At 54.8% G+C, this 23,728-nt stretch carries 29 protein-coding genes; 8 read left to right on the top strand and 21 right to left on the bottom strand.

Going from position 1 to position 23,728, the window contains the following annotated elements; all coding sequences use genetic code 11:
- Positions 1 to 149: 149 nt before the first annotated feature.
- The 5 genes from RJP21_RS20810 to tsaE are packed head-to-tail and all read right to left on the bottom strand — an operon-like array spanning position 150 to position 3,259.
- Positions 150 to 437, bottom strand: coding sequence for a hypothetical protein (locus RJP21_RS20810; RefSeq protein ID WP_310861012.1), 288 nt, complete (start codon positions 435 to 437; stop codon positions 150 to 152).
- The gene (tsaD, locus tag RJP21_RS20805) at positions 419 to 1,465 is read right to left on the bottom strand and encodes a tRNA (adenosine(37)-N6)-threonylcarbamoyltransferase complex transferase subunit TsaD (protein ID WP_310861011.1); all 1,047 of its coding nucleotides are present in this window, start codon (positions 1,463 to 1,465) and stop codon (positions 419 to 421) included. The genes RJP21_RS20810 and tsaD overlap by 19 nt, the downstream gene beginning before the upstream one ends.
- Entirely contained in the window at positions 1,465 to 1,977 is a 513-nt protein-coding gene (gene rimI / locus RJP21_RS20800) for a ribosomal protein S18-alanine N-acetyltransferase (protein WP_310861010.1), read from the bottom strand. The genes tsaD and rimI overlap by 1 nt, the downstream gene beginning before the upstream one ends.
- 20 nt (positions 1,978 to 1,997) lie before the next feature.
- The gene (gene tsaB, locus RJP21_RS20795) at positions 1,998 to 2,768 is read right to left on the bottom strand and encodes a tRNA (adenosine(37)-N6)-threonylcarbamoyltransferase complex dimerization subunit type 1 TsaB (RefSeq protein WP_310861009.1); all 771 of its coding nucleotides are present in this window, start codon (positions 2,766 to 2,768) and stop codon (positions 1,998 to 2,000) included.
- Complete coding sequence (tsaE, locus tag RJP21_RS20790; RefSeq protein WP_397386250.1) at positions 2,765 to 3,259, bottom strand: tRNA (adenosine(37)-N6)-threonylcarbamoyltransferase complex ATPase subunit type 1 TsaE; 495 nt, start codon at positions 3,257 to 3,259, stop codon at positions 2,765 to 2,767. The genes tsaB and tsaE overlap by 4 nt, the downstream gene beginning before the upstream one ends.
- A 274-nt stretch (positions 3,260 to 3,533) precedes the next feature.
- On the opposite strand from tsaE, the gene RJP21_RS20785 reads away from it, so the two are divergent.
- Entirely contained in the window at positions 3,534 to 4,271 is a 738-nt protein-coding gene (locus tag RJP21_RS20785) for an alpha/beta fold hydrolase (RefSeq protein WP_310861008.1), read from the top strand.
- A gap of 89 nt (positions 4,272 to 4,360) precedes the next feature.
- Here RJP21_RS20785 and RJP21_RS20780 read toward each other — a convergent pair whose 3' ends face one another.
- Positions 4,361 to 5,194 carry a DUF2785 domain-containing protein gene (locus tag RJP21_RS20780; protein WP_310861007.1) on the bottom strand — a complete coding sequence of 278 codons (834 nt, stop codon included), beginning with the start codon at positions 5,192 to 5,194 and terminating at the stop codon, positions 4,361 to 4,363.
- A 366-nt stretch (positions 5,195 to 5,560) separates the two neighbouring features.
- Between RJP21_RS20780 and RJP21_RS20775 the strand changes: the two genes are divergently transcribed.
- From RJP21_RS20775 to RJP21_RS20760, 4 genes are read left to right on the top strand one after another with little or no spacing between them, the layout of a single operon-like run.
- Positions 5,561 to 6,871 (top strand): ArnT family glycosyltransferase, encoded by a 1,311-nt coding sequence (locus tag RJP21_RS20775; RefSeq protein ID WP_310861006.1) that lies wholly within the window; start codon positions 5,561 to 5,563, stop codon positions 6,869 to 6,871.
- A complete protein-coding gene (locus tag RJP21_RS20770; protein WP_310861005.1) occupies positions 6,837 to 7,529 on the top strand; it encodes a glycosyltransferase family 2 protein in 693 nt (230 codons plus the stop codon). Before RJP21_RS20775 ends, RJP21_RS20770 begins: the two co-directional genes overlap by 35 nt.
- Positions 7,530 to 7,539: 10 nt before the next feature.
- A complete protein-coding gene (locus RJP21_RS20765; protein WP_310861004.1) occupies positions 7,540 to 7,893 on the top strand; it encodes a DUF2304 domain-containing protein in 354 nt (117 codons plus the stop codon).
- Positions 7,877 to 8,221, top strand: coding sequence for an EamA family transporter (locus tag RJP21_RS20760; RefSeq protein WP_310861003.1), 345 nt, complete (start codon positions 7,877 to 7,879; stop codon positions 8,219 to 8,221). Before RJP21_RS20765 ends, RJP21_RS20760 begins: the two co-directional genes overlap by 17 nt.
- A 112-nt stretch (positions 8,222 to 8,333) precedes the next feature.
- On the opposite strand, the gene RJP21_RS20755 is transcribed toward RJP21_RS20760, so the two are convergent.
- A complete protein-coding gene (locus RJP21_RS20755; protein ID WP_310861002.1) occupies positions 8,334 to 8,966 on the bottom strand; it encodes an FMN-dependent NADH-azoreductase in 633 nt (210 codons plus the stop codon).
- A 134-nt stretch (positions 8,967 to 9,100) separates the two neighbouring features.
- Here RJP21_RS20755 and RJP21_RS20750 point away from each other — a divergent pair, with 134 nt between their 5' ends.
- On the top strand, positions 9,101 to 9,460 hold the full coding sequence (locus RJP21_RS20750) for a winged helix-turn-helix transcriptional regulator (protein ID WP_310861001.1): 360 nt from the start codon (positions 9,101 to 9,103) through the stop codon (positions 9,458 to 9,460).
- Positions 9,461 to 9,640: 180 nt separating this feature from the next.
- Here the strand turns inward: RJP21_RS20750 and ssuE are convergent, their stop codons facing one another.
- The 11 genes from ssuE to RJP21_RS20695 all read right to left on the bottom strand — a co-directional run bounded on the left by ssuE (position 9,641) and on the right by RJP21_RS20695 (position 19,804).
- Positions 9,641 to 10,213: an NADPH-dependent FMN reductase gene (ssuE, locus tag RJP21_RS20745; RefSeq protein WP_310861000.1), complete on the bottom strand. Its 573-nt coding sequence runs from the start codon at positions 10,211 to 10,213 to the stop codon at positions 9,641 to 9,643.
- Positions 10,214 to 10,331: 118 nt separating this feature from the next.
- Positions 10,332 to 11,669, bottom strand: coding sequence for an LLM class flavin-dependent oxidoreductase (locus tag RJP21_RS20740; protein ID WP_310860999.1), 1,338 nt, complete (start codon positions 11,667 to 11,669; stop codon positions 10,332 to 10,334).
- A 56-nt stretch (positions 11,670 to 11,725) separates the two neighbouring features.
- Positions 11,726 to 12,205 carry a DinB family protein gene (locus tag RJP21_RS20735; protein WP_310860998.1) on the bottom strand — a complete coding sequence of 160 codons (480 nt, stop codon included), beginning with the start codon at positions 12,203 to 12,205 and terminating at the stop codon, positions 11,726 to 11,728.
- Between the two features lie 2 nt (positions 12,206 to 12,207).
- Entirely contained in the window at positions 12,208 to 13,386 is a 1,179-nt protein-coding gene (gene solA / locus RJP21_RS20730) for an N-methyl-L-tryptophan oxidase (RefSeq protein WP_310861145.1), read from the bottom strand.
- Complete coding sequence (locus RJP21_RS20725; protein ID WP_310860997.1) at positions 13,383 to 14,564, bottom strand: M20 peptidase aminoacylase family protein; 1,182 nt, start codon at positions 14,562 to 14,564, stop codon at positions 13,383 to 13,385. Before RJP21_RS20725 ends, solA begins: the two co-directional genes overlap by 4 nt.
- Positions 14,565 to 14,640: 76 nt before the next feature.
- The gene (locus tag RJP21_RS20720; protein WP_310860996.1) at positions 14,641 to 15,657 is read right to left on the bottom strand and encodes an LLM class flavin-dependent oxidoreductase; all 1,017 of its coding nucleotides are present in this window, start codon (positions 15,655 to 15,657) and stop codon (positions 14,641 to 14,643) included.
- 12 nt (positions 15,658 to 15,669) lie between these two features.
- Entirely contained in the window at positions 15,670 to 16,422 is a 753-nt protein-coding gene (locus RJP21_RS20715) for an amino acid ABC transporter ATP-binding protein (protein WP_310860995.1), read from the bottom strand.
- Positions 16,419 to 17,129 (bottom strand): amino acid ABC transporter permease, encoded by a 711-nt coding sequence (locus RJP21_RS20710; protein ID WP_310860994.1) that lies wholly within the window; start codon positions 17,127 to 17,129, stop codon positions 16,419 to 16,421. The genes RJP21_RS20715 and RJP21_RS20710 overlap by 4 nt, the downstream gene beginning before the upstream one ends.
- Positions 17,126 to 17,911 (bottom strand): amino acid ABC transporter permease, encoded by a 786-nt coding sequence (locus RJP21_RS20705; protein WP_160044298.1) that lies wholly within the window; start codon positions 17,909 to 17,911, stop codon positions 17,126 to 17,128. Before RJP21_RS20705 ends, RJP21_RS20710 begins: the two co-directional genes overlap by 4 nt.
- 43 nt (positions 17,912 to 17,954) lie before the next feature.
- Positions 17,955 to 18,797 carry a transporter substrate-binding domain-containing protein gene (locus RJP21_RS20700; protein ID WP_310860993.1) on the bottom strand — a complete coding sequence of 281 codons (843 nt, stop codon included), beginning with the start codon at positions 18,795 to 18,797 and terminating at the stop codon, positions 17,955 to 17,957.
- Positions 18,798 to 18,925: 128 nt separating this feature from the next.
- A complete protein-coding gene (locus RJP21_RS20695; protein WP_310860992.1) occupies positions 18,926 to 19,804 on the bottom strand; it encodes a LysR family transcriptional regulator in 879 nt (292 codons plus the stop codon).
- A 258-nt stretch (positions 19,805 to 20,062) separates the two neighbouring features.
- Here RJP21_RS20695 and RJP21_RS20690 point away from each other — a divergent pair, with 258 nt between their 5' ends.
- On the top strand, positions 20,063 to 20,605 hold the full coding sequence (locus tag RJP21_RS20690; protein ID WP_160044295.1) for a GNAT family N-acetyltransferase: 543 nt from the start codon (positions 20,063 to 20,065) through the stop codon (positions 20,603 to 20,605).
- A gap of 60 nt (positions 20,606 to 20,665) precedes the next feature.
- Here RJP21_RS20690 and RJP21_RS20685 read toward each other — a convergent pair whose 3' ends face one another.
- From RJP21_RS20685 to RJP21_RS20675, 3 genes are all read right to left on the bottom strand, one after another.
- Positions 20,666 to 21,751 (bottom strand): alpha/beta hydrolase family protein, encoded by a 1,086-nt coding sequence (locus tag RJP21_RS20685; protein ID WP_310860991.1) that lies wholly within the window; start codon positions 21,749 to 21,751, stop codon positions 20,666 to 20,668.
- A 291-nt stretch (positions 21,752 to 22,042) separates the two neighbouring features.
- Positions 22,043 to 22,225: an H-type small acid-soluble spore protein gene (locus RJP21_RS20680; RefSeq protein ID WP_310860990.1), complete on the bottom strand. Its 183-nt coding sequence runs from the start codon at positions 22,223 to 22,225 to the stop codon at positions 22,043 to 22,045.
- Positions 22,226 to 22,290: 65 nt separating this feature from the next.
- Positions 22,291 to 22,584: a hypothetical protein gene (locus RJP21_RS20675; RefSeq protein WP_310860989.1), complete on the bottom strand. Its 294-nt coding sequence runs from the start codon at positions 22,582 to 22,584 to the stop codon at positions 22,291 to 22,293.
- Positions 22,585 to 22,787: 203 nt separating this feature from the next.
- Between RJP21_RS20675 and ku the strand changes: the two genes are divergently transcribed.
- Complete coding sequence (ku, locus tag RJP21_RS20670; protein ID WP_310860988.1) at positions 22,788 to 23,705, top strand: non-homologous end joining protein Ku; 918 nt, start codon at positions 22,788 to 22,790, stop codon at positions 23,703 to 23,705.
- Positions 23,706 to 23,728 lie beyond the last annotated feature (23 nt).

Raw genomic sequence — 23,728 nt, 5'->3', positions numbered from 1 at the left:
GACGGTTTTCACCAGCATCGCGAGTTTGTACACAAATTTCCTCGAATATGTGGATAACCTTGTCCACAACTTGACAAAAACTTTGTCGAATGCTGTAGGAAAAAGAAAAGCCCGCGCTTGAAGTCAAGCACGGGCTTTGAACTGCTTCATTATATCGCTGCTTGCTGCCGGTCTTCATCCGCTGCCGACTGCACCGCGCTGTTGCAGGCAGCCACATAGGCCAGGCCCGCGGCCATGACGATGTCATGATGGACGGCCGTGCCGCGGCAGGTCTTTCCATTGCGTTCGACCGTGACCGCCGCCATCCGGTGCGAAACGCTGCCGGCTACGACCTGGACATCGCAGAGCTGATACGCCTGAGCCGGACGGCCGAGCGACCGGCCCGCCATCTGCAGCAGCTGATCATCGCTGACGATGATTATTCCTGGCCCGACCACTCTTCCAGCGAGAATTGCGGCATGGCCCTTAGATCCAGACCAGCGAACTGCCGCTTTTTCCACTTCAAATATGCAGCTGCGCCAATCATGGCCGCATTGTCGGTGCAATATTCGAACGGCGGAATGATGAGCTCGATGCCTTCCTCGCGGCACTGCCGCTCCAGCTCCCTCCGCAGCCCGCGGTTTGCGGCGACGCCGCCGCAAAGCAGCAGCTGTTTGGCATTGTAGGCTCTCACGGCCCGAATCGCCTTCGTGACCAGCACCTCAACGACCGATTCCTGGAATCCGCGGGCGATGGCGCTTTCCATGATAGGCTCCCCACGCATTTTGCGCTGGTTCACGACATTCAGCACCGCCGATTTCAGGCCGCTGAAACTGAAGTCGTACGACTCGGATTCGAGCCATACCCGCGGAAGTTCCACCGCTTCCTCCGCCTCCAGGGCAAGACGGTCCACGTGAGGCCCCCCGGGATACGGATAACCGATCGCCCGGGCGACTTTGTCGTAAGCCTCGCCGACGGCATCGTCGCGGGTGCGTCCGATGACCTCAAAATGCCCTTCGGACTTCATGAACACAAGCTCGGTGTGCCCTCCCGAAACGACCAGCGCCATGCACGGATATTCCATGTCCGCCACGAGGCGGTTGGCGTAAATATGTCCGGCTATATGATGGGTGCCGATCAGCGGCTTGTTCAGCGCCATCGCCAGGCTGGTCGCGGCAACGACGCCGACCAGAAGGGCTCCGACCAGCCCCGGTCCCTGCGTGACGGCGATGGCCGACAGATCCTGAAGGCTTATGCCGGCTTTGCGCACCGCCTCTTCCAGCATCAGCGTAATGTTTTCGACATGTTTCCGCGAAGCCACCTCCGGCACGACGCCGCCAAAAGCTTTATGGGTTTCGACCTGGCTTGCGATCAGATTGCTGAGAACCTCCTTTCCGTCCTTCACGACGGCCACGGAGGTCTCGTCGCAGCTTGTCTCCACCGCCAATATTAAGCAGGATTCATGCTCGTTATGATATTCACTCATCAGTTCGCTTCCTTCCCAACTTCCCACGCGCCGCCGCGCTCGGGCAACTCCGCCCACATGATCAGGGCGTCTTCCTGGTTGTCCGAATAATAACCTTTGCGGAGCCCTGCAGGCTTAAATCCCAGTTTGCGATATAAATTCTGCGCCACTTCATTCGACACTCTGACTTCGAGGGTCATTCGCCGCATCCCCAGATCCGACGCGGTTTTCATCAGCTCGCGCAGCAAACGTTCCCCCCATTTGCGCCCGCGGTATGCCCGGAGAACGGCGATGTTCGTCACATGCGCTTCGTCGATGACCGTCCACATGCCGGCATAACCTACGGGCTGGCCCAAATATTGCATGATCATATACCGCGCAAAATGGTTCTGGGTCAGCTCGTTTCGGAACGCTTCCTCCGTCCAGGGGAGCGTAAACGATTCGTGCTCGATCACCATGACGTCCGGAATGTCGTTCAGCGCCATTTGGCGAAAGGACAAACCTTCTTCATTCGGAAACAACTCCTGCTCCATGACTACTCGACATACTCCCTTCACGGCTTCCGCAGGAGCTTCTCAGCTTCCGCCAGCTGCGTATAATTCGGCACGAGAGCGTGCACGTTGTCCGTCGTTCCTTGCATCAGCCGGTCTGCCCCCAAACGGCCTACCGGTTCCCCTTCCATATCGCATGCGGCGGTATGAAGCCGATCCCCCATGACGTCGCGCAAACGTTCGATGGCGGCTTCATGTTTTCCGGCGTCCCCGACAAACCAGACGCCGTCCGGCCGTTCCTCTGCCGGCATGTCTTTCCATGCCCTGCCGATTTCATCCGCCCAGTCTTCCATCAGGCGGATGGCATCTTCTTTGAGCCGAACCGGCATGTCTCCGCCTTTGGCGCGGAACCATGCGGTGTAGGCTTGTCCGCGCCGGGCGTCCATTAGCGGAATCACCCAGTTCTCTCCCCGGTCTGCGCCTGTCGCCGTGACGAGGCCGCTCCATGCAAGGGCATGCAGGCTGGAGATTCCCGCGACGGGAACGTTCCAAGCCCAGGCCAACGTTTTGGCGGCCGTGACCGCAATGCGCGTCCCTGTATAAGAACCCGGCCCGATGCCTACGGCGATTCCGTCGATCCCCGAAGCGGCCACCCCGGCTTCCGCCAGCCCCTTTTGAATGAGCGGCAGCAGGTGAACCGAATGGTTGCGTTCTCCCGCAGCTTTGATCGCATGCAGCACTTTATCGTTTTCCATCACCGCCAAAGCAAGGCATGCCGTCGACGTGTCCAACGCCAAAAACCGCTTCAGCGGCTGTGATTGTGGTTGATTCATTCTGTAAAGACTCCATTCTGTTTCAGGCTTTCGCACCATGCTTCATATGGCTCCCCAAAGCCTTGAACCGTAATTTTCCGCGCCGTTTCGCCGGTCGTTTCGATATACAGATGCAAATGCCGCTCGGGCAGCAATTCGCGCACGATCTGCGACCATTCCACGAGGCTTACCCCACTGCCGTAAAAATATTCGTCCAGCCCCAGGTCCTCCGCTTCTTCCAACGATACCCGGTATACGTCCATATGGTAGAAAGGCAGGCGCCCTTCGTATTCTTTAATGATCGTAAAGGTCGGGCTGTTGACGACCCCCTTCACGCCCAAATGCTTGGCAAAAAATTGCGAAAAAGCGGTCTTCCCCGCTCCCAAATCCCCGTCCAAACCGATCACCGTTCCGGGAACGGCCGTTTTCGCCAGCCATGCCGCCAACCTCTCGGTATCCTCCGGACGAAGAGAGGTATACACAAACGGTTTCACGTTCTGAATCTGTTCCAATACGTTGACCCACCTTCGGTTTCAATTCCTTACATGAACTTGTCCTTAATTATATCGGTCTGCATCCGCTGCCGCAAGAACGGACGGGACCGCATTCGTCTTTCTACTCCATCCGAACTTCACTGACCGGTTTTGTCAGGGAAGCAGTCATATAATGAGAACAAAGGACTGCCAGGCAAGTTTTAGCAGCGAAAAAACCGGATTCGACGAATAAGCCAAAGTTTTGGCAATCTCTCGCTGGTGTCCCAACACAATGTACTTAGGAGGATTTTTTATGCAAAAATTCGATAACCCGGGCTCTCAAACCGGATTTGTATTCATTCACGGCGCCGGATTAAACGGCAGCATCTGGAATCAGGTCATCGATCGGCTTCCGGTTCCCTGCTTGTCGATCGATTTTCCGTTTCGCCAAACCGAAGACGATATAAGAAAAAAGCTGTCGCTTCATGACTACATAGCGGAAATCAACGACCAGATCGATCATTGGGGAGTAAAGCGATTTATCCTCGTCGCCCATTCGCTCGGGGGCGTCCCCGCTTTGCGGATTGCCGAGGAGCGCCGGCCTCAGGTGGCCGGGTTGGCGGCCGTAGGAGCGGCGATCCCTTCGGACGGCGGCTCCTTTCTTTCCGTATTTCCGCTGGCCAAACGAATCCTTATGAGAACTTTGATGCGCGCGTTCGGAACGATGCCGCCGGAGCAGGCGATTCGTCAAGGTTTGTGCAGCGGTCTTCCGGCGGAGCAGGCGGCAGAAATCGCAAAGCAATTTACGCCGGAGCCCCTGCGCATCTATACCGATAAAATTCATGCCCATCGGCCTGCCGGAATTCCAGCGCTTTACGTGAGGCTTGACCAAGATCAAGAGCTCCCGACGAAGCTGCAGGACCGGATGATCCGGAACCTTCCCGGCTGCCAAACGACCACTCTGCCTACGGGACATCTGCCTATGTTGAGTCAGCCTGATCAGCTGTCCGCTATTCTTCTTCGGTTCTTGGACGAGCTTCCACGGTCCTGAAATAATCCGGCAGCTCCGATGCCATCGCCGCAAGACGCGGATCTCGCTGCCAAAAGGTAAAAGAAGTTAGCGACATATGTTTTTTCATATTAATAGTTGTTCCTTGCGTTCAATCGTTCCAATAAGTAGGGCACAAACTTTAGCAATCGCTGTTCTTTGAGCATTTTGAAATATAGGCTCCGCAAAAAGAGCTTCGTGTTGGCCCGCAACGTCTCGCTCTCCGTCATACTGCCGCCCGGAGGGACATCGGCCATCTGGTGAATCCAGCCTGCGATATCATCGTCCGCCACGATTTCGCGCATGAATACGGCTGCGGCTGCATTTGCAAAACGTTCATCCTCATCGTTCATATACAGGTAACTGCCGATACAAACTTTATTGCGGATCGCATCCAGCATCCCCATCAAATCCGTGCCTGTCATCGATTGCAATCCCGCCAACGACTCCAGCCCGTCCGCAGCGTGCGCAGCGGCATGGGCCCAGCCTTTCCCCTCCACATATCCCCGCAAATCCTCTTCCAAGGCCAAATATCGAATGATTTTCGTTTTCATGTCGTGCAGCTCGTCTTCCGATAGAAAAGGATTTTGCTTATGCATGTAAACGGCAACGGGTAGAATAAGGGCCGAAAAAGAACGGGTAAACACGGAATCCGTCCCCTTTTCCCCAATTCCGTAAAAAAGATGGTTGTCATCCATTGCGGTCCGTAAAAGCGTGCGCATCGCTGCCGGGGCAATTTTCCCCTGCTTCGTCCACCGGCAGATCGTTCCGTAGATCAAATCATCCCTCAGCTCCGGATCGGTGCTTCCTATGTGCCTTAACATCTCGGGGATGAAAGCCTCCGGCTGCGGGCAATCCGGGTTGCTCCCCTCCCCTTTCGGCCGCAGGCGCAAGAGTTCTTTTTTCAATAACGTTTCCGAGCCCATCTCCCATTCTCCCACCTTCATCGTTTGAGGTTATACCGTTTGTTTCTCTCAATCCATTACCAAATATTCTAACATTCTTTATTCCTTGGGATTTCAAAAATTGATTCGTTGATGATACCTACAAACACTGAGCCAGCAACTTTTCCATAATGGAATCCAATTTCTCGTTTGCATGTTGTTATATACAATGAAGAATTTTGTCAAAATCTAGGAGGCATGCATTTTCAAGATTTTTAAACGAAATCTCTTCGATATTCGTCTTTATATTGTATCGTAGAACGATTGGGTTTTTAATGCAGCAAAATCGTATTCGGAACAATTCGGCCACAGCCGGCGATGTCATCATTTCAAATGGGGGTAACAGTTTTGTTTGTCGCTTACATGAAAGAACCTGCAACAAGGCGTTTTTTGCTTATCGTCTCATCGATGGTTTTGATTTTGTCGCTTATTGTCGTGCTCGTTCACGGCGACCGCCTCTTGCTGGGGGATCCGGTCAAACTGAACAATGACGACGTGAAGTATATCCACAGCGCGAAAGTGCTGCTGCATGAAGGGATGCTTGTGTATAACTCCGGCAACGCACCGTCGGCGTTTATTATGCCAGGCCTGCCCCTCATCCTGAGCGGATGGATGGCGATTTTCGGAGATCAGAACGGCGTAACGGCTTTTAGAGTTTTTCAATGCTTGCTGCAGGCTTTATGCATTTTTCCCGTTTATGCCGTTGCGAGACATACCTTCAACCATCGGGTTGGCGTCATTACGGCGCTGATTGCCGCGGTGTATCTTCCTGATTATTTTACGTCCGGTTCCGTGCTGACCGAGGGTGTTTACCGCATCATTATCCTGATGCTTTTATGCTCAATGATTGCGGCGCTTCATTCCAAAAAAACGCTATGGTACGTCGTTGTCGGATTATGGACGGGAGCCGCTGCTTATTTTAAACCGCAGGCTTCCTTATTTCCGTGCATGATGTTGTTTTTGTGGCTGGTTTACCGTTATTCCTTCAAGGAAATCGTTCGCTTTACGTTCGCCATTTTGGCTGCATACATCGCGCTGCTGGTTCCATGGTGGATACGGAATGCCGTGACGTTCGGCGATTTCATTTTGTTTACGAGTTCGGCCGGCAGTCCGTTCCTGCTCGGAACCCGTATCAAATACCAGCTTCCTCCTCCCGGGTTTTTTGCCGCATTTCCGCAGTATGACCCTCAAACCATTTTTGCGGGATCTGACGGGGAAGCGATTGCCAAAGGGTTGGACATTTTGAAATACGGATTGGTCCACGAGCCGCTGAAGTATATGTATCACTACACGATCGGGAGGTTTTATTCGCTTTATATGGTTCCGTTTTATTTGCACGACATTTTCTCGATCAAAAAGTCGTTCGTTTGGGCGGTTCAGGACATCCTCGTTTGCGGAGGGCTCATCGGGATGGTATGGGCATTCATCCGCAAAATCGGAAAACCGCTGCTGCCGGTGCTGCTTGCCATCGTTTATTTTACCGGCATCCATCTCCCGTTCGTGGCGATGTCGAGATACGGTTATCCAATGTTTATTTTTTTCGCGCTGTTTGCGGGTTTTGCCGTTGATCAGGCACTTGCCATCCTTCAAAAAGTCAAAACGCATACTCGGGAGGTAGGGCACGATGCTAAAAGTACTGGTTATCATACCGGCCTTTAATGAGGAACTCAGCATCCGTCGCGTCATCGGTGAAATCCAAAGCCAAATGCCGGCCGCGGATATTTTAGTCATCAACGACGGTTCGACGGATCAAACGGCGGAAGTCGCCGGCAATGCCGGGGCAAAGGTACTCAGCATGCCTTTTAACGTCGGAATCGGCGGCGGCATGCAAACCGGTTACATCTATGCCCGCGATCACGGCTATGACGTTGCCGTTCAAATGGATGCCGACGGGCAGCATAATGCGGCCGATTTGCCGAAGCTTTTGGATATGGTCCGGGAAAACGATCTTGTGATCGGCTCCCGTTTTCTGGAACGGACGGCTTACCGGTCTTCCTTGATGCGGAAAGTGGGCATCCGTTTTTTTTCCATGCTTGTCAGCCTGGTCACGGGGCAGCGGTTTACCGATACGACAAGCGGCTTCAGGGCCGCGGGACGAAAGGTGATCGAGCTTTATGCGGACTACTACCCGATCGATTATCCAGAGGTGGAGTCCATCGTTTATCTTGCCCGCCGGAAATGCAGGCTCGTTGAGATCAAAGCTGAAATGCGCCAAAGAGAGACCGGAAAATCTTCGATTACGCCCGTGAAATCGGCCTATTACATGGTGAAGGTAACGTTATCGGTCCTCGTCAGCGCCGTTCGGTCCCCGAGGTGAAGTCATTGTCATGATGAATGTTTATTTGCTGTCGATCTTGTTTTCATTGGTCTTCTTATTGACGGTTTTGGAGCTGGTCAGACGTCGCAAGCTGAAGGAGCAATATTCACTGCTGTGGATTTTGATGGGGATTCTGCTGCTCGTCCTTTCGATGAATGTCAAAGGCATGGAAAAGATCGCGTGGTGGCTGCATATCGAATATGCTCCGGCGCTGCTTTTTCTGTTCGGGCTGCTGTTTTGTTTCGTGTTCATCCTTCACTTGACCCTTGTCATTACCAAGCTGAGCCGGCAGGTGCTGCGTTTGACGCAAGAAATCACGATTCTAAAAGGAGAGGATCCGAAGCTTCATGAACGTCGTCATTAGCTACTTGTTATTGCTGTGCAACATCATCTTGCTCGTGTTCGGACAAATCCTGTTCAAGCTCGGCCTGCAGAATAGCGGCGGTCTTCACTGGGAGAAGCTTATTGCCTCGGTTCATATATGGTGCGGGCTTGGCCTATACGGACTGGCGACTCTCCTATGGTTTGCCGTCTTGTCGCGGCTCCCGCTCAGTATCGCTTACCCGCTGCAAAGCCTCGCTTATATATTGGCCTTGGTTCCCGCTTATTTTCTTTTTCACGAAACGATCAGTATGACCAAAATAGCCGGAGTCGCCGTTATTCTATTGGGGGCGTATTTAATCGTAAAATAAAATTCCGCGCATCATTCGATCGTCGCAAGAAAAATGCCTGAAGACCCGCAAATTGCGGGTCTCCTTCACTTCCGGGGGATTTGTTCTTGTGGATGATGATACTGCACCTCTATTAAAAACGTTTGGCGACTTCCTTTGCATGTGCGATTGCTTTTTCTTTAATAGCCGGAGCTTTCTCTGATGATGCCGTTCCTTCAACAAATATCGCCTCAATCGATTGAATCCCATAGAAATGCAGAATCTTCTTAAGATAGCTGTATCCCATTTCGAGCGATGCAAGGGGGCCTTCCGAATACTCGGAACCGCTGGCTTGAATGTGCAAGGCTTTTTTGCCGGGCAGCAGACCTACAGGGCCATTTTTGGTATATTTGAAAGTTTTTCCCGGAATGGAAGTTGCATCCGTATATGCTTTCAAAACCGGCGGGACCGTAAAATTCCACATCGGGGAGACAAAAACGTACTTATCGGCTGCCACGAATTGATTCAGAATCTCCTCAAGACGGTCTACTTTTGATTTCTCCGCATCAGACAGTTGATCGAAAGAAGAACCGGACCGAACCTTTCCCCAACCACGTAAAACATCGGCATCGATTTGCGGAATATCCTCTTGGTACAGATCCAAATGAATCACTTCGTCGGTTGGATTGGCTTGACGATAAGCTTCTATAAATTCTTCCCCTACCGCGAGACTATAAGACGACTGGGAATCCAGAGGATGTGCGGTGATATACAGTACGGTTGCCATGAATGAAAACTTCCCTTCTGTAATTAAAATAAATACACTTTCTACATTGATCATATAATATATATTTTGTTTAATGAAGTACGCACAATAATGTGGTATAGTATCAAAAAAGGTACTGTAAGAGAGGCGGACGTATGCAAAAGAACCCTGGCCAATGTCAATTCGTTGCGGCGCTGGATTCGATCGTCGGCAAATGGAAGCCGATGATCCTTTATCATTTGCTTCAAGGCAAACCTTTGCGGTTCAATGAGCTAAGAAGATTGCTGCCCGATATCACGCAAAGGATGCTTACGCTCCATCTGCGCGAATTGGAGGAGGAAGAGATCGTTAAACGAGTCATCTATCCGCAAATCCCACCGAAAGTGGAGTACTCCATCACGGAATACGGCAAGAGCCTGTCCCCGATTTTGGAATCCTTGCATCAATGGGGAGCGGCCCATGTCAAGCGAAAACAGCTCAAAAAGGCGCAAAATGAACAAACAGAAACGGACTAGCGTTCGACTACGCTAGTCCGTTTCTGTCTGCACCGAGTCACAAAATCTAACGAAAGTGATTGCGAGGCATGTCATTATTCGATTATGAAACGACAACCCCTGATGGCGAAAGCTTCATCATCATTCAAATTCTTCCCGATAACCTGCACCGGGCTGCCGGTCAGAGCCGGGCTGTTTACCTTACACCGCCTGCCCCTGCTTGTTCCGGTCCGAAGCGGCGGCATATTGCTCCAGCTCGTGAACCAGATCGCCGATGGCGGCATCCAGACGTTCCTTCAGCTGCTCGGTCAGTTCATATCCTCCGTGTTCCGTGCGGGTGATCCACCCGTCGACGGCAAACACGCCGCCCAGTATATTCGTTCCTCCAAGCGCGGCCACGACCGGCTTCAGCGCATAGTCGACGGCCAGCAGGTGGGCGATCGTGCCGCCGATGAAAAGCGGCAGAACAACCTTGCCCTGAAAACCTTTTTGCGGCAGGAGGTCCAAAATGGTTTTCAACGCGCCCGAATAGGAAGCTTTAAAGACGGGGCTGGCGATAATGACGGCGTCCGCCTGCTCCACGGAAGCAAGCGCCTGCCGAATCGCAGCGCTGCCAAAATCGGCGCGGAGCAGATCCTCTGCCGGAAGGTCGGCGGCGGAAATCAAATCGACGTCAAAGCCGGCCAGCGCCAGCCGGTCCGCGGCATATCCGACCAAGCCGAATAACCGCGATCCGTTTGACGGGCTTCCTGCAATCAAAGCGATTTTTGTCATCTTTATCCTCCTTTGGGTTGAACGCCAGCTTCGCTTTAAAGCGAAGCTAGCTGTCCGTGCCGCGGATGCATCCGCGGAATGCCGGTAACGTTTTGGCTGCTTCATGACTCATACTTCATCAGGAGCGTACGGCTTCCGCCCCGGCTTTCGTATACCGGTTTTCCGGCACCCGAAGTCCGAGATTGCCCCGGAGCGTATCGCTTTCGTATTCGGTTCTGAACAATCCCCGCTCCTGCAGGATCGGAACCACCTGATCCACGAAATCTTCCAGCCCGCGCGGCACGGCGGACGTGATCATAAACCCGTCGGCAGCTCCCGCCTCGAACCATGCCTGAATGCGGTCGGCCACCTGCTCCGCGGTTCCGATGAAGTTGCCGCGCGGCGTCGCGGATTGAAGCGCCACCTGCCGGAGCGTGAGCCCTTTTTCCTTGGCATCCCTTTTGATTTTGTCCGTGCCGCTCTGAAAACTGTTTTTGCCGAGGTCCCCAAGCTCCGGAAACGGCTCATCCAGCGGATATTGCGAAAAGTCGTGATGCTCGAAAAACCGCCCCAGGTAATCAAGCGCATTTTCGATCGTCACGAGGCCCGCCACCTCTTGATATTTGCGTTCCGCCTCTTCTTCCGTGCGGCCGATAATCGGGCCGATGCCGGGGAAAATCAGCACGTCGTCCGGGTTCCGGCCGAAGGCTGCGGCGCGGGCTTTAACGTCCTGCGCAAACCGCAGCGCCTCCTCCAAATTCTCGGCTCCCGAAAAGATGGCGTCCGCTTCCTTCGCGGCATAGTTTTTGCCGACCTCCGATGCGCCTGCCTGGAAGATGACCGGGCCCCCTTGCTTGGAGCGGGCGATATTCAGCGGTCCTTTGACGGAGAAAAACTCGCCTTCATGGTTCAATTCATGCATTTTGTCCCGGTCGAAGAATACTCCCGTTTCCTTGTTCCGCACGAACGCGTCGTCTTCCCAGGAATCCCACAGCCCCCGCGCGACTTCCAGAAACTCCGTGGCAATCCGGTAACGTTTGTCATGCTCCGGATGTTCCTTTTTGCCGTAATTCAGCGCGGACCCTTCCAGCGGGGACGTAACCACGTTCCAGCCCGCCCGGCCGCCGCTGATGACGTCGAGCGACCCGAACTGGCGCGCCACCGTAAACGGCTCGCTGTACGATGTCGACAACGTGCCGACAAGCCCGATATTCGTGCTGACGGCCGCAAGCGCGCTCAGGAGGGTGATCGGCTCGAATCGGTTCAGAAAGTGGGGAATCGATTTTTCGGTAATGTATAAGCCGTCCGCGATAAAAATCAGGTCCAGCTTGCCCTCTTCCGCCTTGCGGACCCAGCTTTTGTACAGCTCGAAATTAACGCTCGCCCCCGCGTCGACGTCCGGATGCCTCCAGAGCGACGTGCCTCCGCCGACGCCGTGCAAAAGCGCCCCCAGCTTCAATCGTTTTTGCTTTGCCATGATTTTTTCCTCCTTTTCGAAAATGTCCTTATACGGAACCGGAAGCTAAGTGATCCTTATGCATTTCCAAGTGCCATAGCCGACGCCTGCTTGATCCGCTCGATTTGCCCAAGATGGCCGTGAACATGGCGGATAAAACCTTGGACGATGGCCTTGACGCTGACGGGTTCCCCTTTAAAATTGATTCCGGATTTCTCCAGCTCTTCCTCACTTAAACGTCCGATCAACAGGCTGTTATACTCCAAAATCGCCTGAAAAGCATCCAAAATATCGGACAACCGCCCTTCGTTCGAGCGTTGGCCGCTCACCCAGGCATCCTGATCAAAAGCCGGCAGCCGCGCAGCCGTTCCGGCCAAAATGTCCCGGATGCGGAACGAAATGACGAAGCTGTGATCAACCAGATGCGAAACGACTTCCTGCACGCTCCAGATTTGCGGGGCGGGCTTCCATTTCGCCTGCTGCTCGCTCAAATCCCGAACTTCGGCCAGCAATTGGCTATGCGTATGGATAAAAGCATCCAAATCGATTCCACTCATGTTCATTCTCCTCCTTGTGCTAAGCTTGCCGCAGGCTCCGCCTGCCCGGCAAAACGCGAAAGCGCGAACGGATCAAGGTCATATGGCGGCTCCTCGTCCATCGCCAGCTGCGCGCATATTTCGCCGACGGCGCTCGAAAACTTAAATCCGTGTCCGGAAAATCCCCCGGCGACCACAATATGCGGATAATGGGGGTGCCGGTCGATGATGAACCCCTCATCCGGCGAAAGCTCGTATTTGCAGACCGCGCCTTGCAAGAGACGCCCGGATGCTCCGGGCACATATTTCCCGAGCGCAACGCGCAAATCGGCTTCGTCTTCCGGGAGGCTTCCGAAAGGAGGAAAAGGCTCGCCGGGCTTCCATTCCCGCCCGGTGTCGTGACGCCCGATTTTCAGCCCTTCCCCGCCGATATCGGGGAAACCGTAAAATCCGCCCTCCTGCGTATGCAGCGTAAATCCCGGGAATCTCCCGGCCCTGTAGTCCGATCCCGCGGTTTCGAACCAGCCGACCGCCTTGCGCACGGCCTTCACGGGAATCGAAACAAACGGCGCCAATGTGCCGAACCATGCCCCTGCGGTCAAAATGGCTTTGGCTCCGTGAAATTTGCCGTTCCGGGTATGGACCACCACGCTGCCTCTTCGGGCCGTGATGCCGGAAACGGCGGAATGCGTCAGCAGCTCGGCTCCGTAGGCTAACGTCAGCCTTTTATAGGCATCAACGCACGCTTCGCTGCGGAGGTACCCTGCCGCGGGCTCATACATCGCCTCGAAATGATCCGGGATCGTAAAACCTGGCCAGCGCTTGCGGATTTCGTCCGCATCCAGCTTGATCGCAGGAACATTATGTTTGGCGGCTTCCGCCAGGCGGCCTTGAAAGGAATGCAGATCCGGGTCGGCGATATTCAACACGCCGGACTGCACCAGCAGTTGGGTTTCGACCTGATCCTCAAGCTCATTCCACAGCCGATGGGCACGAACGGCAAGCTCCGTATACACCGGGTGGCCGCCGTAGGCATGGCGGATCAGCCGCGGTTCCCCATGATGGCTGCCTTCGCGGTGCGGCGGGTCGAAGGCGTCGATCAACAGCGTCCGCACGCCCCGCCTGGCGAGATGATATCCGGCGCTCATGCCCATGGAACCCGCTCCGACGATGATGACATCGTAGCTTTTGATCGTTGCTATCGCCGTTCACCTCCGGTGGGACGAAGCCGTTCCAAAGCGCGTTCGGCCAGTTCCGTAAAGAAACGGATGCTGACCGGAATCGCGGCTTCATCAAGCGTAAAACCCGGATGATGCCACTCCTGCGTCCCCGCCGTCCCCATAAATACGAACAATCCCGGAATTTTCCGCTGATATACGGCAAAATCTTCGCCTGCCGGCGACGGCGAAGGCTCTACGGCATGGAGTCCGGCCGCGGCCGCAGCTTCGATGCCCAGCCTCGCCAGCGCTTCGTCGTTGTTTACCGGGGGCGGACCTTCAATCCAGCGTACGCCGGCACTCGCGCCCAGAGCCGCAGTGACGCCTTCGACCACCCGGCCGAAACGCTCCAGCACCTGCCCGCGCACCGACTCGTCGAACGTCCGGATCGTTCCTTCCAGCACCGCTTGATCCGGGATCACGTTCCAGGACGTTCCGCTGTGAAGCTTGGACACGCTGATCACTGCGCTCTGCAGGGCGCTGACGTTCCGGCTCACGATGGACTGGAGCGCCGTAATGACATGGGCGGCCGTAACGATCGGATCAAGCCCGGCTTCCGGAACCGCCGCGTGGGAGCCTTTTCCTTCGATTTTGACGGTAAAGCCGTCGGCGGCGGCCATGAGCGGCCCGCTTTTGATGCCGACGGTTCCGACCGGCAAATCCGGCTTGTTATGCATTCCGAAAATGGCCTGCACTCCTTCAAGCGCGCCGCTGTCGACCACCTGCTTGGCTCCCTTTGCCTTTTCCTCGGCAGGCTGAAAAATCAGCCTGACCGTTCCCCGCAGCTCGTTTTCCTTTTCTTTCAAGGCATACGCCGTCCCGATCAACACTGCAGTGTGGAAATCATGCCCGCAGGCATGCATTTTGCCGGGAATCGCGGATGCGAAGGGCAGCCCCGTCTCCTCCCGAACCGGCAGCGCGTCGATATCCGCCCGCAGCGCGATGAGAGGTCCGGGCTTTTGTCCTCCGACTTCGGCCACGACGCCTGTCGCCAGAGGGTAGTCCAGGATCCGGATATCCGCTTCCGCAAGCCATGTCCGGATCGAATTCGTCGTTTCGAACTCTTCGTTCGACAGCTCCGGATACCGGTGCAAATGGCGGCGTATACTTATGAATTTGTCATAGCCGGTTTCGGGCACCGGCTCCAGTTTGTGGCCTGTCATCTTCCCCACCTCCTGTAGAATGCAGATCCATTGAAACCGTTTATGCAGGTGATTCCGGACGTGTTGTGCGTGCCCTTTACACCTCCGCCACGGCCTCGTTCAGCGCCTCGCTCAGCAGTTCGAACGACCGGAGCCGCTTTTCGAACGGGGCGATATTGCTTGTCACAATGAACTCATCCACGCCGGATGACCGTTGAAGCGCCTCGAGCTTCTCTCTTACGGAGGCCTTTGTGCCTTTGGTAATGAACGGCTCCTGCTCTTCGATCGTATATTCTTCGTTTGCCTGCCGGCCGAATTCTTCCGCTTGCTCGCGGGTGCCGAGCGTAAGCGTTTTGCCGCTGGCGAGGTGAATTTTCACCAGCTTCTGGGAAGAGACGAGGCTCTCCGCTTCCTCCTCCGTATCGGCCACGGCCACCGCAAGCGCAATGATCGCCTGCGGCTGCGCGCCGCGCTCGGCGTTAAATCCCTCCCGGTATGTCCGGACTGCCTCAAGTGCAACATTCTCGTCCCCGTTGATAAACAAGGAGAACACGTACGGCAAACCAAGGCTTGCAGCGATTTCCGCACTGCCGACGCTGGCGCCCAGCACATATATTTCAGGAGGCTGCTCCGGCAGCGGAGAAGCCTTCAGCCCGATCAAAGGATGGTCCGGAGCGAGGCGGTTGTGCACATACCCGCCCAGCTCGACGATTTTCTCCGTCAACGATGCGGCATCGGCATTTCCGCGCTGCAGCGCCTGCGTGCTGCGGGGCAAACCGCCCGGCGCCCGCCCGATGCCGAGATCGACGCGCCCCGGCGCCAGGGAGGACAGCACGTTGAAATTTTCGGCCACCTTGTACGGGCTGTAATGCTGCAGCATGACGCCGCCCGATCCGATGCGGATGCGGTCCGTTTTGGCCAGCAGATAGGAGATCAGCACCTCCGGGGAAGAGCCCGCCAACTGATCGGAATCATGATGCTCCGACACCCAGAAACGCCGGAATCCGAGCCTCTCCGATGTCTGCGCCAGCAATACCGTGCGAGCCAAGGCTTCGGCCCCCGTTTCCCCCGGGTAAATCGGGCTTTGATCGAGAACGCTTATCGTAATCGCCATTGTTTTGTCCTCCTAAATGCTATAGTTCAATTCCGGAGTGATCCGTTTCAGGAATTGTTTCGTCCGCTCCTCTTTGGGATGGTTGAAAAGCTCCGACGGGGTGCCCTCCTCGACGATGACGCCCCCGTCCATAAACACCACGTGATTCGCCACATCCCTGGCAAACCCCATCTCGTGCGTGACGACGATCATCGTGATGCCTTCCTTTGCAATTTTCCGGATGACCGCCAGCACTTCGCCGACAAGCTCCGGATCGAGGGCCGATGTCGGTTCGTCGAACAGGATGACTTCGGGTTCGAGCGCCAGCGCCCGTGCGATCCCCACGCGCTGCTGTTGTCCCCCGGAAAGCTGGCTCGGATAAGCATCCAGCTTGCCGCCGAGCCCTACCTTTTCCAACACCGCGATGCTGCGGGCTTTCGCTTCTTCTTTCGGCAGCTTTTTGACGATGACAAGGCCTTCCATCACGTTTTCGAGCGCGGTTTTATGTTTGAACAGATTGTATTGCTGAAACACCATCGCCGATTTTTGGCGGAGCCGATAGACGTCTTTTTTGCCGGCACGCTTGCAGTCGAAGGTGTACTCGCCGATCCTGATCTCGCCGTCATTTGGCTTCTCCAGGGCGTTCACGCAGCGCAGGAGCGTCGTTTTCCCGGAGCCGCTGGGGCCGAGAATGACGACCACCTCGCCTTTTTGCACGGTCAGATTGATGTCCTTCAACACCTGATGGCGCCCGAAAGACTTGGCGATATGGGCCAGCTTAATCATGCTACTCCCCCCCGATTGTATAGATTGATCCGTTTCTCGATGACCGTGGTCAGCCTTTCGATCAAAAGCGTCAGTCCCCAGAAGATGACGGCCGCCGCCAAATACGCCTCGAAAAACTTCCAATTGGTCGATGCGACGATTTGCGCCTTCGCGTTGATTTCCACCACGGATACGGCAAAAGCAAGCGTGGAGCCGTGCAGCATCCCGATGACCGAATTGGACAAATTCGGCAGGCTCGCCCCAAGGGCTTGCGGAAAGATGATCCGCCGCAGCGCCTGCGGCGTCGTCATCCCGATCGAGTAGGCCGCTTCCAATTGCCCCCTGCTCACGGCAAGCAGTCCGGAGCGGATCACTTCCGACATGTAGGCCCCCGCCGTAATCGAAAAGGAAATGAAAGCAAAGCCGATCATCGGGATGGAGGTCGATTTGAATCCCCACCCGAACCGTACGGACACGGCGTCCAGCAGCATCGGCAACCCGAAGTAGATCAGCAGCAGATGGGTGAGCATCGGGGTTCCCCGGATAAATGTCACGTAACCGGATGCGATTTGCCCCAGGACGGGGATTTTGTAGATCCGAAGCAGCGCGGCGATCAGGCCGATAATAAATCCGCATGAAACGGATACGGCCGTAATCGCCAGCGTCGTGGGAATCGACGGCAGCAGTTGGGTAAAAGCCGTCCAAATGAATGAAGGATCGATTTTCATGCTTCCGCTCCTCCTTTGCCCGAACCGATGTCGGCGATCAGCCGCCGGTAACCGCGTTTCCTTTGCAGCCGGAACCGTCTTTGCCCCGCAGGATCGGGCAGCTCATGCCGCAGCAAACGGCGCTCCGCGATCCGCAGCAGCTTCTCCAGCGTCAGGCTGACGGCCAGATAAATCAGTGCAAGCGAAATGTAGGCTTCGACAAAATGCTGCGTCAGCGCGCCCAGCGTCTCCGCTTTGCCCGTCATTTCCATTACCCCCAAAGTGAACGCCAGCGAGGTGTCCTTGAGCAGCGCGATGACAAGGTTCGAAAACACCGGAACCGCAATCGCCAGCGCCTGCGGAAGCACGATCCGGCTGAACGCCTGATACCCCTTCATCCCGACGGCATACGCCGCCTCCACCTGTCCCCGGTCCACCGCCGTCACCGAAGCCCGGATCGTTTCGGACATAAATGCGCCGGTATGAAGGCCGTAAGTCAAAATGACGAATACGAGCACCGGAGCTTTGGACATGTCGATATGAACCAGCTTCAGCATTTCGGGAAGGCCGTAATAAAACAGGAACAGCTGGATCAAGATCGGCGTCCCGCGGAAAAAGGAGACGTATACCCTGGCGAGGCCGTTCAGCACCGGAATCCGGTACAGGCGGGGAAGGGCGATGAGGAACGAGACGACGATCCCCGCCAGAAGCGAACCTGCCACGATCAGCAGGGTGATGCCCAGCGTCGACAGCAGCTTTGGAAAATACCCGAAAATATACGTGTAATCAAACGGCGCTCCCATGAGTCCCCTCCTCCCTTACGATTTGTTCGATTCGCTGCGCGGCTTATTTCTTGGAATCGGCCGTAAAGTCGTCGCCCAGCCACTGCTTGCTGAGTTTGCCTAACGTGCCGTCCGTCTTCAATTCCTTGATGGCGCCGTCAATGTCGTCGGCCAGCTTCTGCGACTCCGGATCATCTTTGCGGAATACGAAAAGAATGTCGGCTTCGGACAAATCGTCCCCGGTCGTCTTCAGCTTGCCCTGCGGGTCGATCAGCGGCAGCGAGAAATCGGCGCCGACCGTCGCTTCGACGCGTCCGCTGGTGATCTGGCTTACCGAATCCCGCGCGGCTCCGCTTTGATACACGATGTTGATCGCGTTGTTGTTTTTCTTGTTGTAGTTCTCCAAAATTTGCGCCTCGGCGCTTGTCGCCCCGGTCAGCACTTTTTTGCCTTTCAAATCGTCCAGCGAATGGATGGAGTCATTGTCTTTGGCTACGATGATTTTGTTTCTCCAGTGGGCGTAAGGTTCTTTGTTGAACAGATATTTTTGCTCGCGCTCCGGATTTTTTTCCATCTCGTGCGCGACAAAATCTATTTTTTTCGTCTCCAGGCTGAGGAGGAGGTTGGCGAATTCCTGGGTTTGCAGTTCGAACTCGTATTGCGGCAATCGCTTATCGATTTCCCTGACCAGTTCGACGTCAAAGCCGGTCAGCTTGCCGTTTTCGTCGATAAAGCACACTTTCGGAAAATTCGTTCCGGTGCCGACGACGATTTTTTTGACCGCCCCCGAAGAGGCGTTGGCGGTGCCTTCCTTCGCCGGATCCGCCGTTTTCCCGGCACCGTTCCCGCAACCGGCCATCACCCCCGCAAGCAGCAGCAAAGCGGCCAATGTCCATGTTTTTCGCATGATCTCATCCCCTTTTTTCATCCAATTTATTAAATTCCAATCTGTTTAGTATGAATTGGTTGACACTAACTTTACCGCGATTTGCCGCACGCGTCTAATAGAGTTTTTCTATTCAACGATGCAAATCCTTAATCCGATGGGCGACCGCCCCATTCCAGAAGCGCTTCCGCAAATTCCGTATGCTCGCCGGTTAACGTGATCAGGTTCGTTTGCAAGGCGATTCCGGCCGTTTCGGTAATGTCCACGGGCACGAGCAGCCCGGCTTCGACCTCCTGCTGAACGCACAGCCCGGGCAGGAAGCAAATTCCGGCCCTGCGCAGCACAAGCTTCTTGGCCGTTTCGGAATTGTCGACCTGATACACGATGCCCGGGGGCTGCTCCAAGCTTTCGAACACGCGGTGGATCCGCAGCCAGTCAAGCGAGCCGCATTCGAAAAAGATCAGCTTTTCATGCCGGATGTCCCGGATCGATGCCCTTCCTGCTGTCGCAAGCGGGTGTTCCTTATAGACGTACAAACGGATCGGGTCCTCGAAAAAGGAATAGGACTGAAAGGCGGGATTCATCAGCTTGCGCACAAAGGCCAAATCCAGCTCTCCCGAAGCCAGCTTGCCGGCAAGCTCATCCGTCGTGGCCGTCGTTATTTTGAATTTGATGTCCGCAAACCTTTCGCTCAGCTGCGTTAACAGATAAGGCATCAAGTAATTGGATACCGACACGGTGCACCCGATCCGCAATTCATTGGGCACGATCCGTTTGGAGTGGAGTTGGTGTTTGCCTTTTTGATACGTCTGAAGGATTTGCTGGGCGTAGGGGAGAAACTGCTTGCCTTTATCCGTGAGATGGATCTGTTTTCCGAACCGGTCAAAAAGCTTGCAGTCCAGCTCGCGCTCCAGCGACTGAATCCGTGCGGTCACGGTAGGCTGCGACAAAAAAAGGACGTCCGCCGCCTTGTTGAAACTGCCGTAGTGATTGATGTAGACAAAGGCTTCGATATTTTCAATATTCAAAAAGTCCACCTCCAATTGCAATTACTTATTATTCACATAAACTTACATGGTTTTATAACAGCAGCATTTCCATAAATTATTCTTATCTTAGGGAGTTGGAATTTTATTGTCAATCCTTATATGAAGGTTGAACATCGAAACTTCACCCCAACCCGTACCATTGATTTTTTTAATAAGAACATTGAAATTTGTTATTTCATATATGTTTACTCGGATTTTGGCGTTATACTGATCAACAAAGAAGAGGGAGTGATTCTTATGACGGCAGCACCAGAAATCATCATCCGCGACGCAAAGGAATCGGAGCGAAAAAAAATCGCGCAGGTCATGCTCGAAGCTTACCAGCAATACGCTTTCGATCTTCCGCAGCCCCGCTGGGAGGAATACCGGGATTCGATCCGAAACTCCGTTTACGGCAACGGTCCGTATGCACGGCTCGTTGCCGTGCTTGACGGCGAAATCGTCGGCAGCGCTCAATTGTTTTTATCTTCGGAGGCAGCCTACGGCAAACCCGAATTGGGCATTGAGTCGCCGATCATTCGGCTGTTGGCCGTTTCGCCCGCTTACCGCGGACGCGGGATCGCCACGCTTCTGATCCGCGAAGCCGCGCACAGAGCGGTTTTGCTTGACGCTTCGGCCCTTCATTTGCATACCTCGGACATGATGGCTTCCGCCATTCAGCTGTATGAACGCTTGGGTTTTAAACGGGCTTACGAAACGGATATTCGGAACGGGGAGACGCTCGTGAAAGGCTACCGGCTCGACTTGCATTCGACCTCCCTGCTGGATCGGGTGGTATAGGGCAACGAGAAAAAAAGGAGATAGCCGCCCGGCGATGACGGCATCTCCTTTAATCGACGATTACTTTTCGGCGGCTCCAAGCTGCCGCGCAAGCCAGCCATAGGCGATGCGGCCGCTAATTTCATGCCCTCCGGCAAAAAAGTCCGCTTCCAGCCGATCCTTGGCCCCGGCCGCTTCATAGATTTGTTCAAGCGCAGCGTAAGCGCGTTTCGCTCCTTCGAGCGGGAACACGCGGTCTTCGCTTCCCGCTTCCAGCAGGAGCGCCCTCGGCGCAATCAAGCCGATCACGTCGGCCATCCGCGCCTCCCGCATGATGCCGGGGACGTAATTGTCGATGCAGTGGCTTCGGGTCAAAATGCTGTCCTCGAACGTATTGGCGTATCCGCTCACGACCGCAGCGCCGATCCGATCATCCAATGCGGACGCAAACGAAGCGACGAGACCTCCCCCGGATATGCCCATGCACCCGATCCGATCCGGGTCTGCTTCCGTCCTTGTCTGCATGTAATCGATCGACCGCATCGTTTCATAGACGCGATACCCGGCAAGCGTCCGGCCGGACATCAGCAGATGCAGGGCAAGAAGATGGCAGGAGCTTTTTTTCGGGTCGCCCTCCAGATCCTCCGCCAGCCTGCGGTCGCCAAAGCCGAGAAGCTCCGGGGCCGCGACCACGAATCCGCGTCTTGCAAGCTCCAGCGCAAAATCCTTGTGCAAGCCCGGCGGCCCGCTCCGTTCCGAGCCGTCCGGCTCCAGGCCGACGATTTCCCGGCTGCCGTAGCCGTGGCCGTGCAAGGCCATGACGACAGGCCTAGGGTTGGATTCTGCATCCAGTGGAAGCAGCACGTAGATCGGCATGCGCAGCCCTTCATAAGTCGTGATTTCAATCCGCTCGCGAATATGGTCGTCAAGCGTCGTCCGTTCCAACACGACAGGGTCAAGCGCAGCCGCGCGCTCGGGAAAACCGCCCAAAAGAGAAGTGACCCGCTCTTTCAGCCCTTCCCTCCAGCCCGGCCAATCCGCTCCCGGACGAAAGGCCATGTCGGCTCCCGCCTCTTCGGCCAGCCGGTTCAAATACGGATCCGGGTTCCATCTGCCGGCGTCGCCTTCTTTGCTCTGAACCTTTGGTATATCGTTTCCAGACATCATCAGCTTCAGCACCTTTCCGGAACCTAAGTCTCTTATCCAGCCTCTCGTATTCCCTGATGCCCGCTGATCGAAGTTTTCGGCTTGCTTTAAGGCTTTAATCGGGTAGATTTTATCAGAAGCTTTTGGCCGGATCAATGACAATCCTTCGCCGGCATCTATTAAACTATGAAATTGAAGCCGATCCTATCAAATGCCTGAAACGAACCGTAAAGCTCCCGCCGCCATTTTGGAGCACGCAAAAAACCCGAATTCCCTGCTCAAGGGACACTCGGGCTTCTTTGCTTCCTGCCTTTAACTTTCCTGCAAACGCTCCACTTTAACGGTTTGCGTGTTGGTCGGGCGGGCTCCGACCTGCACCGTCGCCATGCTGTTTACCTCGTCGACGTTTTCAATCCATACCGGCTGTCCTTCCAGCTTTACTTCGAACGTGTGCTCTTTGTCGGTGTAAATTTCCATGGCACGCTTGACGTCCATTTTTCGTTCCATCCTTTCGATGATTGAAATTGAAATCCATGCTCATGCCAATAGGAAAAACGCATTTATGCGTCTTCGTCGGAACGGACCTCGGGAACCATCGCGTCTGTCGTGCTGTCGCCGATATACCCGTTATCCGCCGTAATATTGCCGCCGCCGAGGCCCTCGTTCACCATCCGGTCGATGTCGAACATGTGGGTTTCATGGGTTACCTCCGGATCCTTCGACGTCATCCGTTCCCAATCCACGTCATTGCTGCTTTGCGTATAGCTGGCCGACTCCAATTTGCGGGACTCTTCGTCGTAACGGCCGGTAGCCGCCGAATCGCGGCGCCGGGACTCATCCTCATGTTCACGCATTATCTGCTGCCTCCTGAAACGTAAAAATGGATTGCGCTCCCCTTACTATGCCCCGTTCATGAAAAAGCATGTAATTTACGGTTAAAACTTCTCCTTTTCTTTCATCCGCGATGTCATAGATTCGGCTAAAAATACCCATACTATAAGGAACGAAGAACGCTGTACAACCATGGAATGAAAATAATAAAGGAGAGGTGACGATCATGCATACGGTTTGGAAAGGAGCCATCAGCTTCGGACTGGTTCACGTACCCGTCAAAATGTTTTCGGCGACGGAAGACAAGGACATTTCGATGAGGTACGTGCATAAGGAATGCGGCAGCCCGCTGTCCTATGTCCGCAAATGTCCGGTCTGCGAAAAAGAGGTGGAGTGGGAGGAAATTTCCAAAGGCTACGAATACGAAAAAGGCAAGTTCGTTTTGTTCGAAAAGGACGAGCTGGAACAAATCGCCGAGCAGGCGAATAAAAACATCGCCATTTTGGACTTTGTGGATTTGTCCGAAATCGACCCGATCTATTTTCAAAAAACGTATTACCTTGCCCCGGACCAAGCGGGAGGCAACGCCTATCAGCTGCTGAAGGAAGCGATGCACCAGAGCGGAAAAATCGGCATCGCCAAAATTTCCATCCGTTCCAAAAGCAGTTTGGCCGCCATTCGGGTGCTGGAGAACTGCCTAGCGATCGAAACGATGTTTTATCCCGATGAAATCCGCCCCGTTTCGCAGGTGCCGAATTTGCCTGAAAACATCACCGTCAACGAAAAGGAGCTTGGCATGGCCCAAATGCTGATCGACCAGCTTTCGACGCCTTTCGATCCGGAAAAATACACGGATGATTACCGTGCCCGCCTGCTTGAACTCATCGAGCATAAAGTCACGGGCGAAGAAATCAAGATTGCGCCGGCCAAGCAGGAAACGAACGTCATCGACCTGATGGCCGCCCTGCAAGCCAGCATCGAGGCGGCCAAGCCGTCCATCACGCCGACCGATCCCGGCAAGGCCAAAAAACCGGCCAAAGCCAAAACCAAAACGGCGGCCGCGGAAGACAAACAAGCCGCAGGGGCCGAAGGACCCAAACCGAAACGGCGCAAAACGGCAAAGAAAAACGAAACGGTATCGTAATCGAAACAACATGGAGGAAAAAA

The organism is Paenibacillus sp. VCA1, from assembly GCF_031583795.1.
GTDB classification, from domain to species: Bacteria; Bacillota; Bacilli; order Paenibacillales; family Paenibacillaceae; genus Paenibacillus_AQ; species Paenibacillus_AQ albilobatus.
Note: the sequence above shows the minus strand (reverse complement) of the source record. Positions and strands in the feature narration are given on the sequence as shown.

What these genes read in the sequence shown, in the direction of transcription:
- RJP21_RS20680 (WP_310860990.1), bottom strand. Translation starts at nt 22,225, where the DNA reads ATGGACGTCAAGCGTGCCATGGAAATTTACACCGACAAAGAGCACACG.
- RJP21_RS20765 (WP_310861004.1), top strand. Translation starts at nt 7,540, where the DNA reads ATGATGAATGTTTATTTGCTGTCGATCTTGTTTTCATTGGTCTTCTTA.
- RJP21_RS20675 (WP_310860989.1), bottom strand. Translation starts at nt 22,584, where the DNA reads ATGCGTGAACATGAGGATGAGTCCCGGCGCCGCGATTCGGCGGCTACC.
- RJP21_RS20750 (WP_310861001.1), top strand. Translation starts at nt 9,101, where the DNA reads ATGCAAAAGAACCCTGGCCAATGTCAATTCGTTGCGGCGCTGGATTCG.
- rimI (WP_310861010.1), bottom strand. Translation starts at nt 1,977, where the DNA reads ATGGAGCAGGAGTTGTTTCCGAATGAAGAAGGTTTGTCCTTTCGCCAA.
- RJP21_RS20725 (WP_310860997.1), bottom strand. Translation starts at nt 14,564, where the DNA reads ATGACAGGCCACAAACTGGAGCCGGTGCCCGAAACCGGCTATGACAAA.
- RJP21_RS20700 (WP_310860993.1), bottom strand. Translation starts at nt 18,797, where the DNA reads ATGCGAAAAACATGGACATTGGCCGCTTTGCTGCTGCTTGCGGGGGTG.
- RJP21_RS20710 (WP_310860994.1), bottom strand. Translation starts at nt 17,129, where the DNA reads ATGAAAATCGATCCTTCATTCATTTGGACGGCTTTTACCCAACTGCTG.
- RJP21_RS20740 (WP_310860999.1), bottom strand. Translation starts at nt 11,669, where the DNA reads ATGGCAAAGCAAAAACGATTGAAGCTGGGGGCGCTTTTGCACGGCGTC.
- RJP21_RS20755 (WP_310861002.1), bottom strand. Translation starts at nt 8,966, where the DNA reads ATGGCAACCGTACTGTATATCACCGCACATCCTCTGGATTCCCAGTCG.
- RJP21_RS20770 (WP_310861005.1), top strand. Translation starts at nt 6,837, where the DNA reads ATGCTAAAAGTACTGGTTATCATACCGGCCTTTAATGAGGAACTCAGC.
- RJP21_RS20720 (WP_310860996.1), bottom strand. Translation starts at nt 15,657, where the DNA reads ATGGCGATTACGATAAGCGTTCTCGATCAAAGCCCGATTTACCCGGGG.
- RJP21_RS20690 (WP_160044295.1), top strand. Translation starts at nt 20,063, where the DNA reads ATGACGGCAGCACCAGAAATCATCATCCGCGACGCAAAGGAATCGGAG.
- RJP21_RS20780 (WP_310861007.1), bottom strand. Translation starts at nt 5,194, where the DNA reads ATGGGCTCGGAAACGTTATTGAAAAAAGAACTCTTGCGCCTGCGGCCG.
- RJP21_RS20785 (WP_310861008.1), top strand. Translation starts at nt 3,534, where the DNA reads ATGCAAAAATTCGATAACCCGGGCTCTCAAACCGGATTTGTATTCATT.
- tsaD (WP_310861011.1), bottom strand. Translation starts at nt 1,465, where the DNA reads ATGAGTGAATATCATAACGAGCATGAATCCTGCTTAATATTGGCGGTG.
- ku (WP_310860988.1), top strand. Translation starts at nt 22,788, where the DNA reads ATGCATACGGTTTGGAAAGGAGCCATCAGCTTCGGACTGGTTCACGTA.
- RJP21_RS20705 (WP_160044298.1), bottom strand. Translation starts at nt 17,911, where the DNA reads ATGGGAGCGCCGTTTGATTACACGTATATTTTCGGGTATTTTCCAAAG.
- RJP21_RS20760 (WP_310861003.1), top strand. Translation starts at nt 7,877, where the DNA reads ATGAACGTCGTCATTAGCTACTTGTTATTGCTGTGCAACATCATCTTG.
- tsaB (WP_310861009.1), bottom strand. Translation starts at nt 2,768, where the DNA reads ATGAATCAACCACAATCACAGCCGCTGAAGCGGTTTTTGGCGTTGGAC.
- RJP21_RS20715 (WP_310860995.1), bottom strand. Translation starts at nt 16,422, where the DNA reads ATGATTAAGCTGGCCCATATCGCCAAGTCTTTCGGGCGCCATCAGGTG.
- RJP21_RS20735 (WP_310860998.1), bottom strand. Translation starts at nt 12,205, where the DNA reads ATGAGTGGAATCGATTTGGATGCTTTTATCCATACGCATAGCCAATTG.
- ssuE (WP_310861000.1), bottom strand. Translation starts at nt 10,213, where the DNA reads ATGACAAAAATCGCTTTGATTGCAGGAAGCCCGTCAAACGGATCGCGG.
- RJP21_RS20685 (WP_310860991.1), bottom strand. Translation starts at nt 21,751, where the DNA reads ATGATGTCTGGAAACGATATACCAAAGGTTCAGAGCAAAGAAGGCGAC.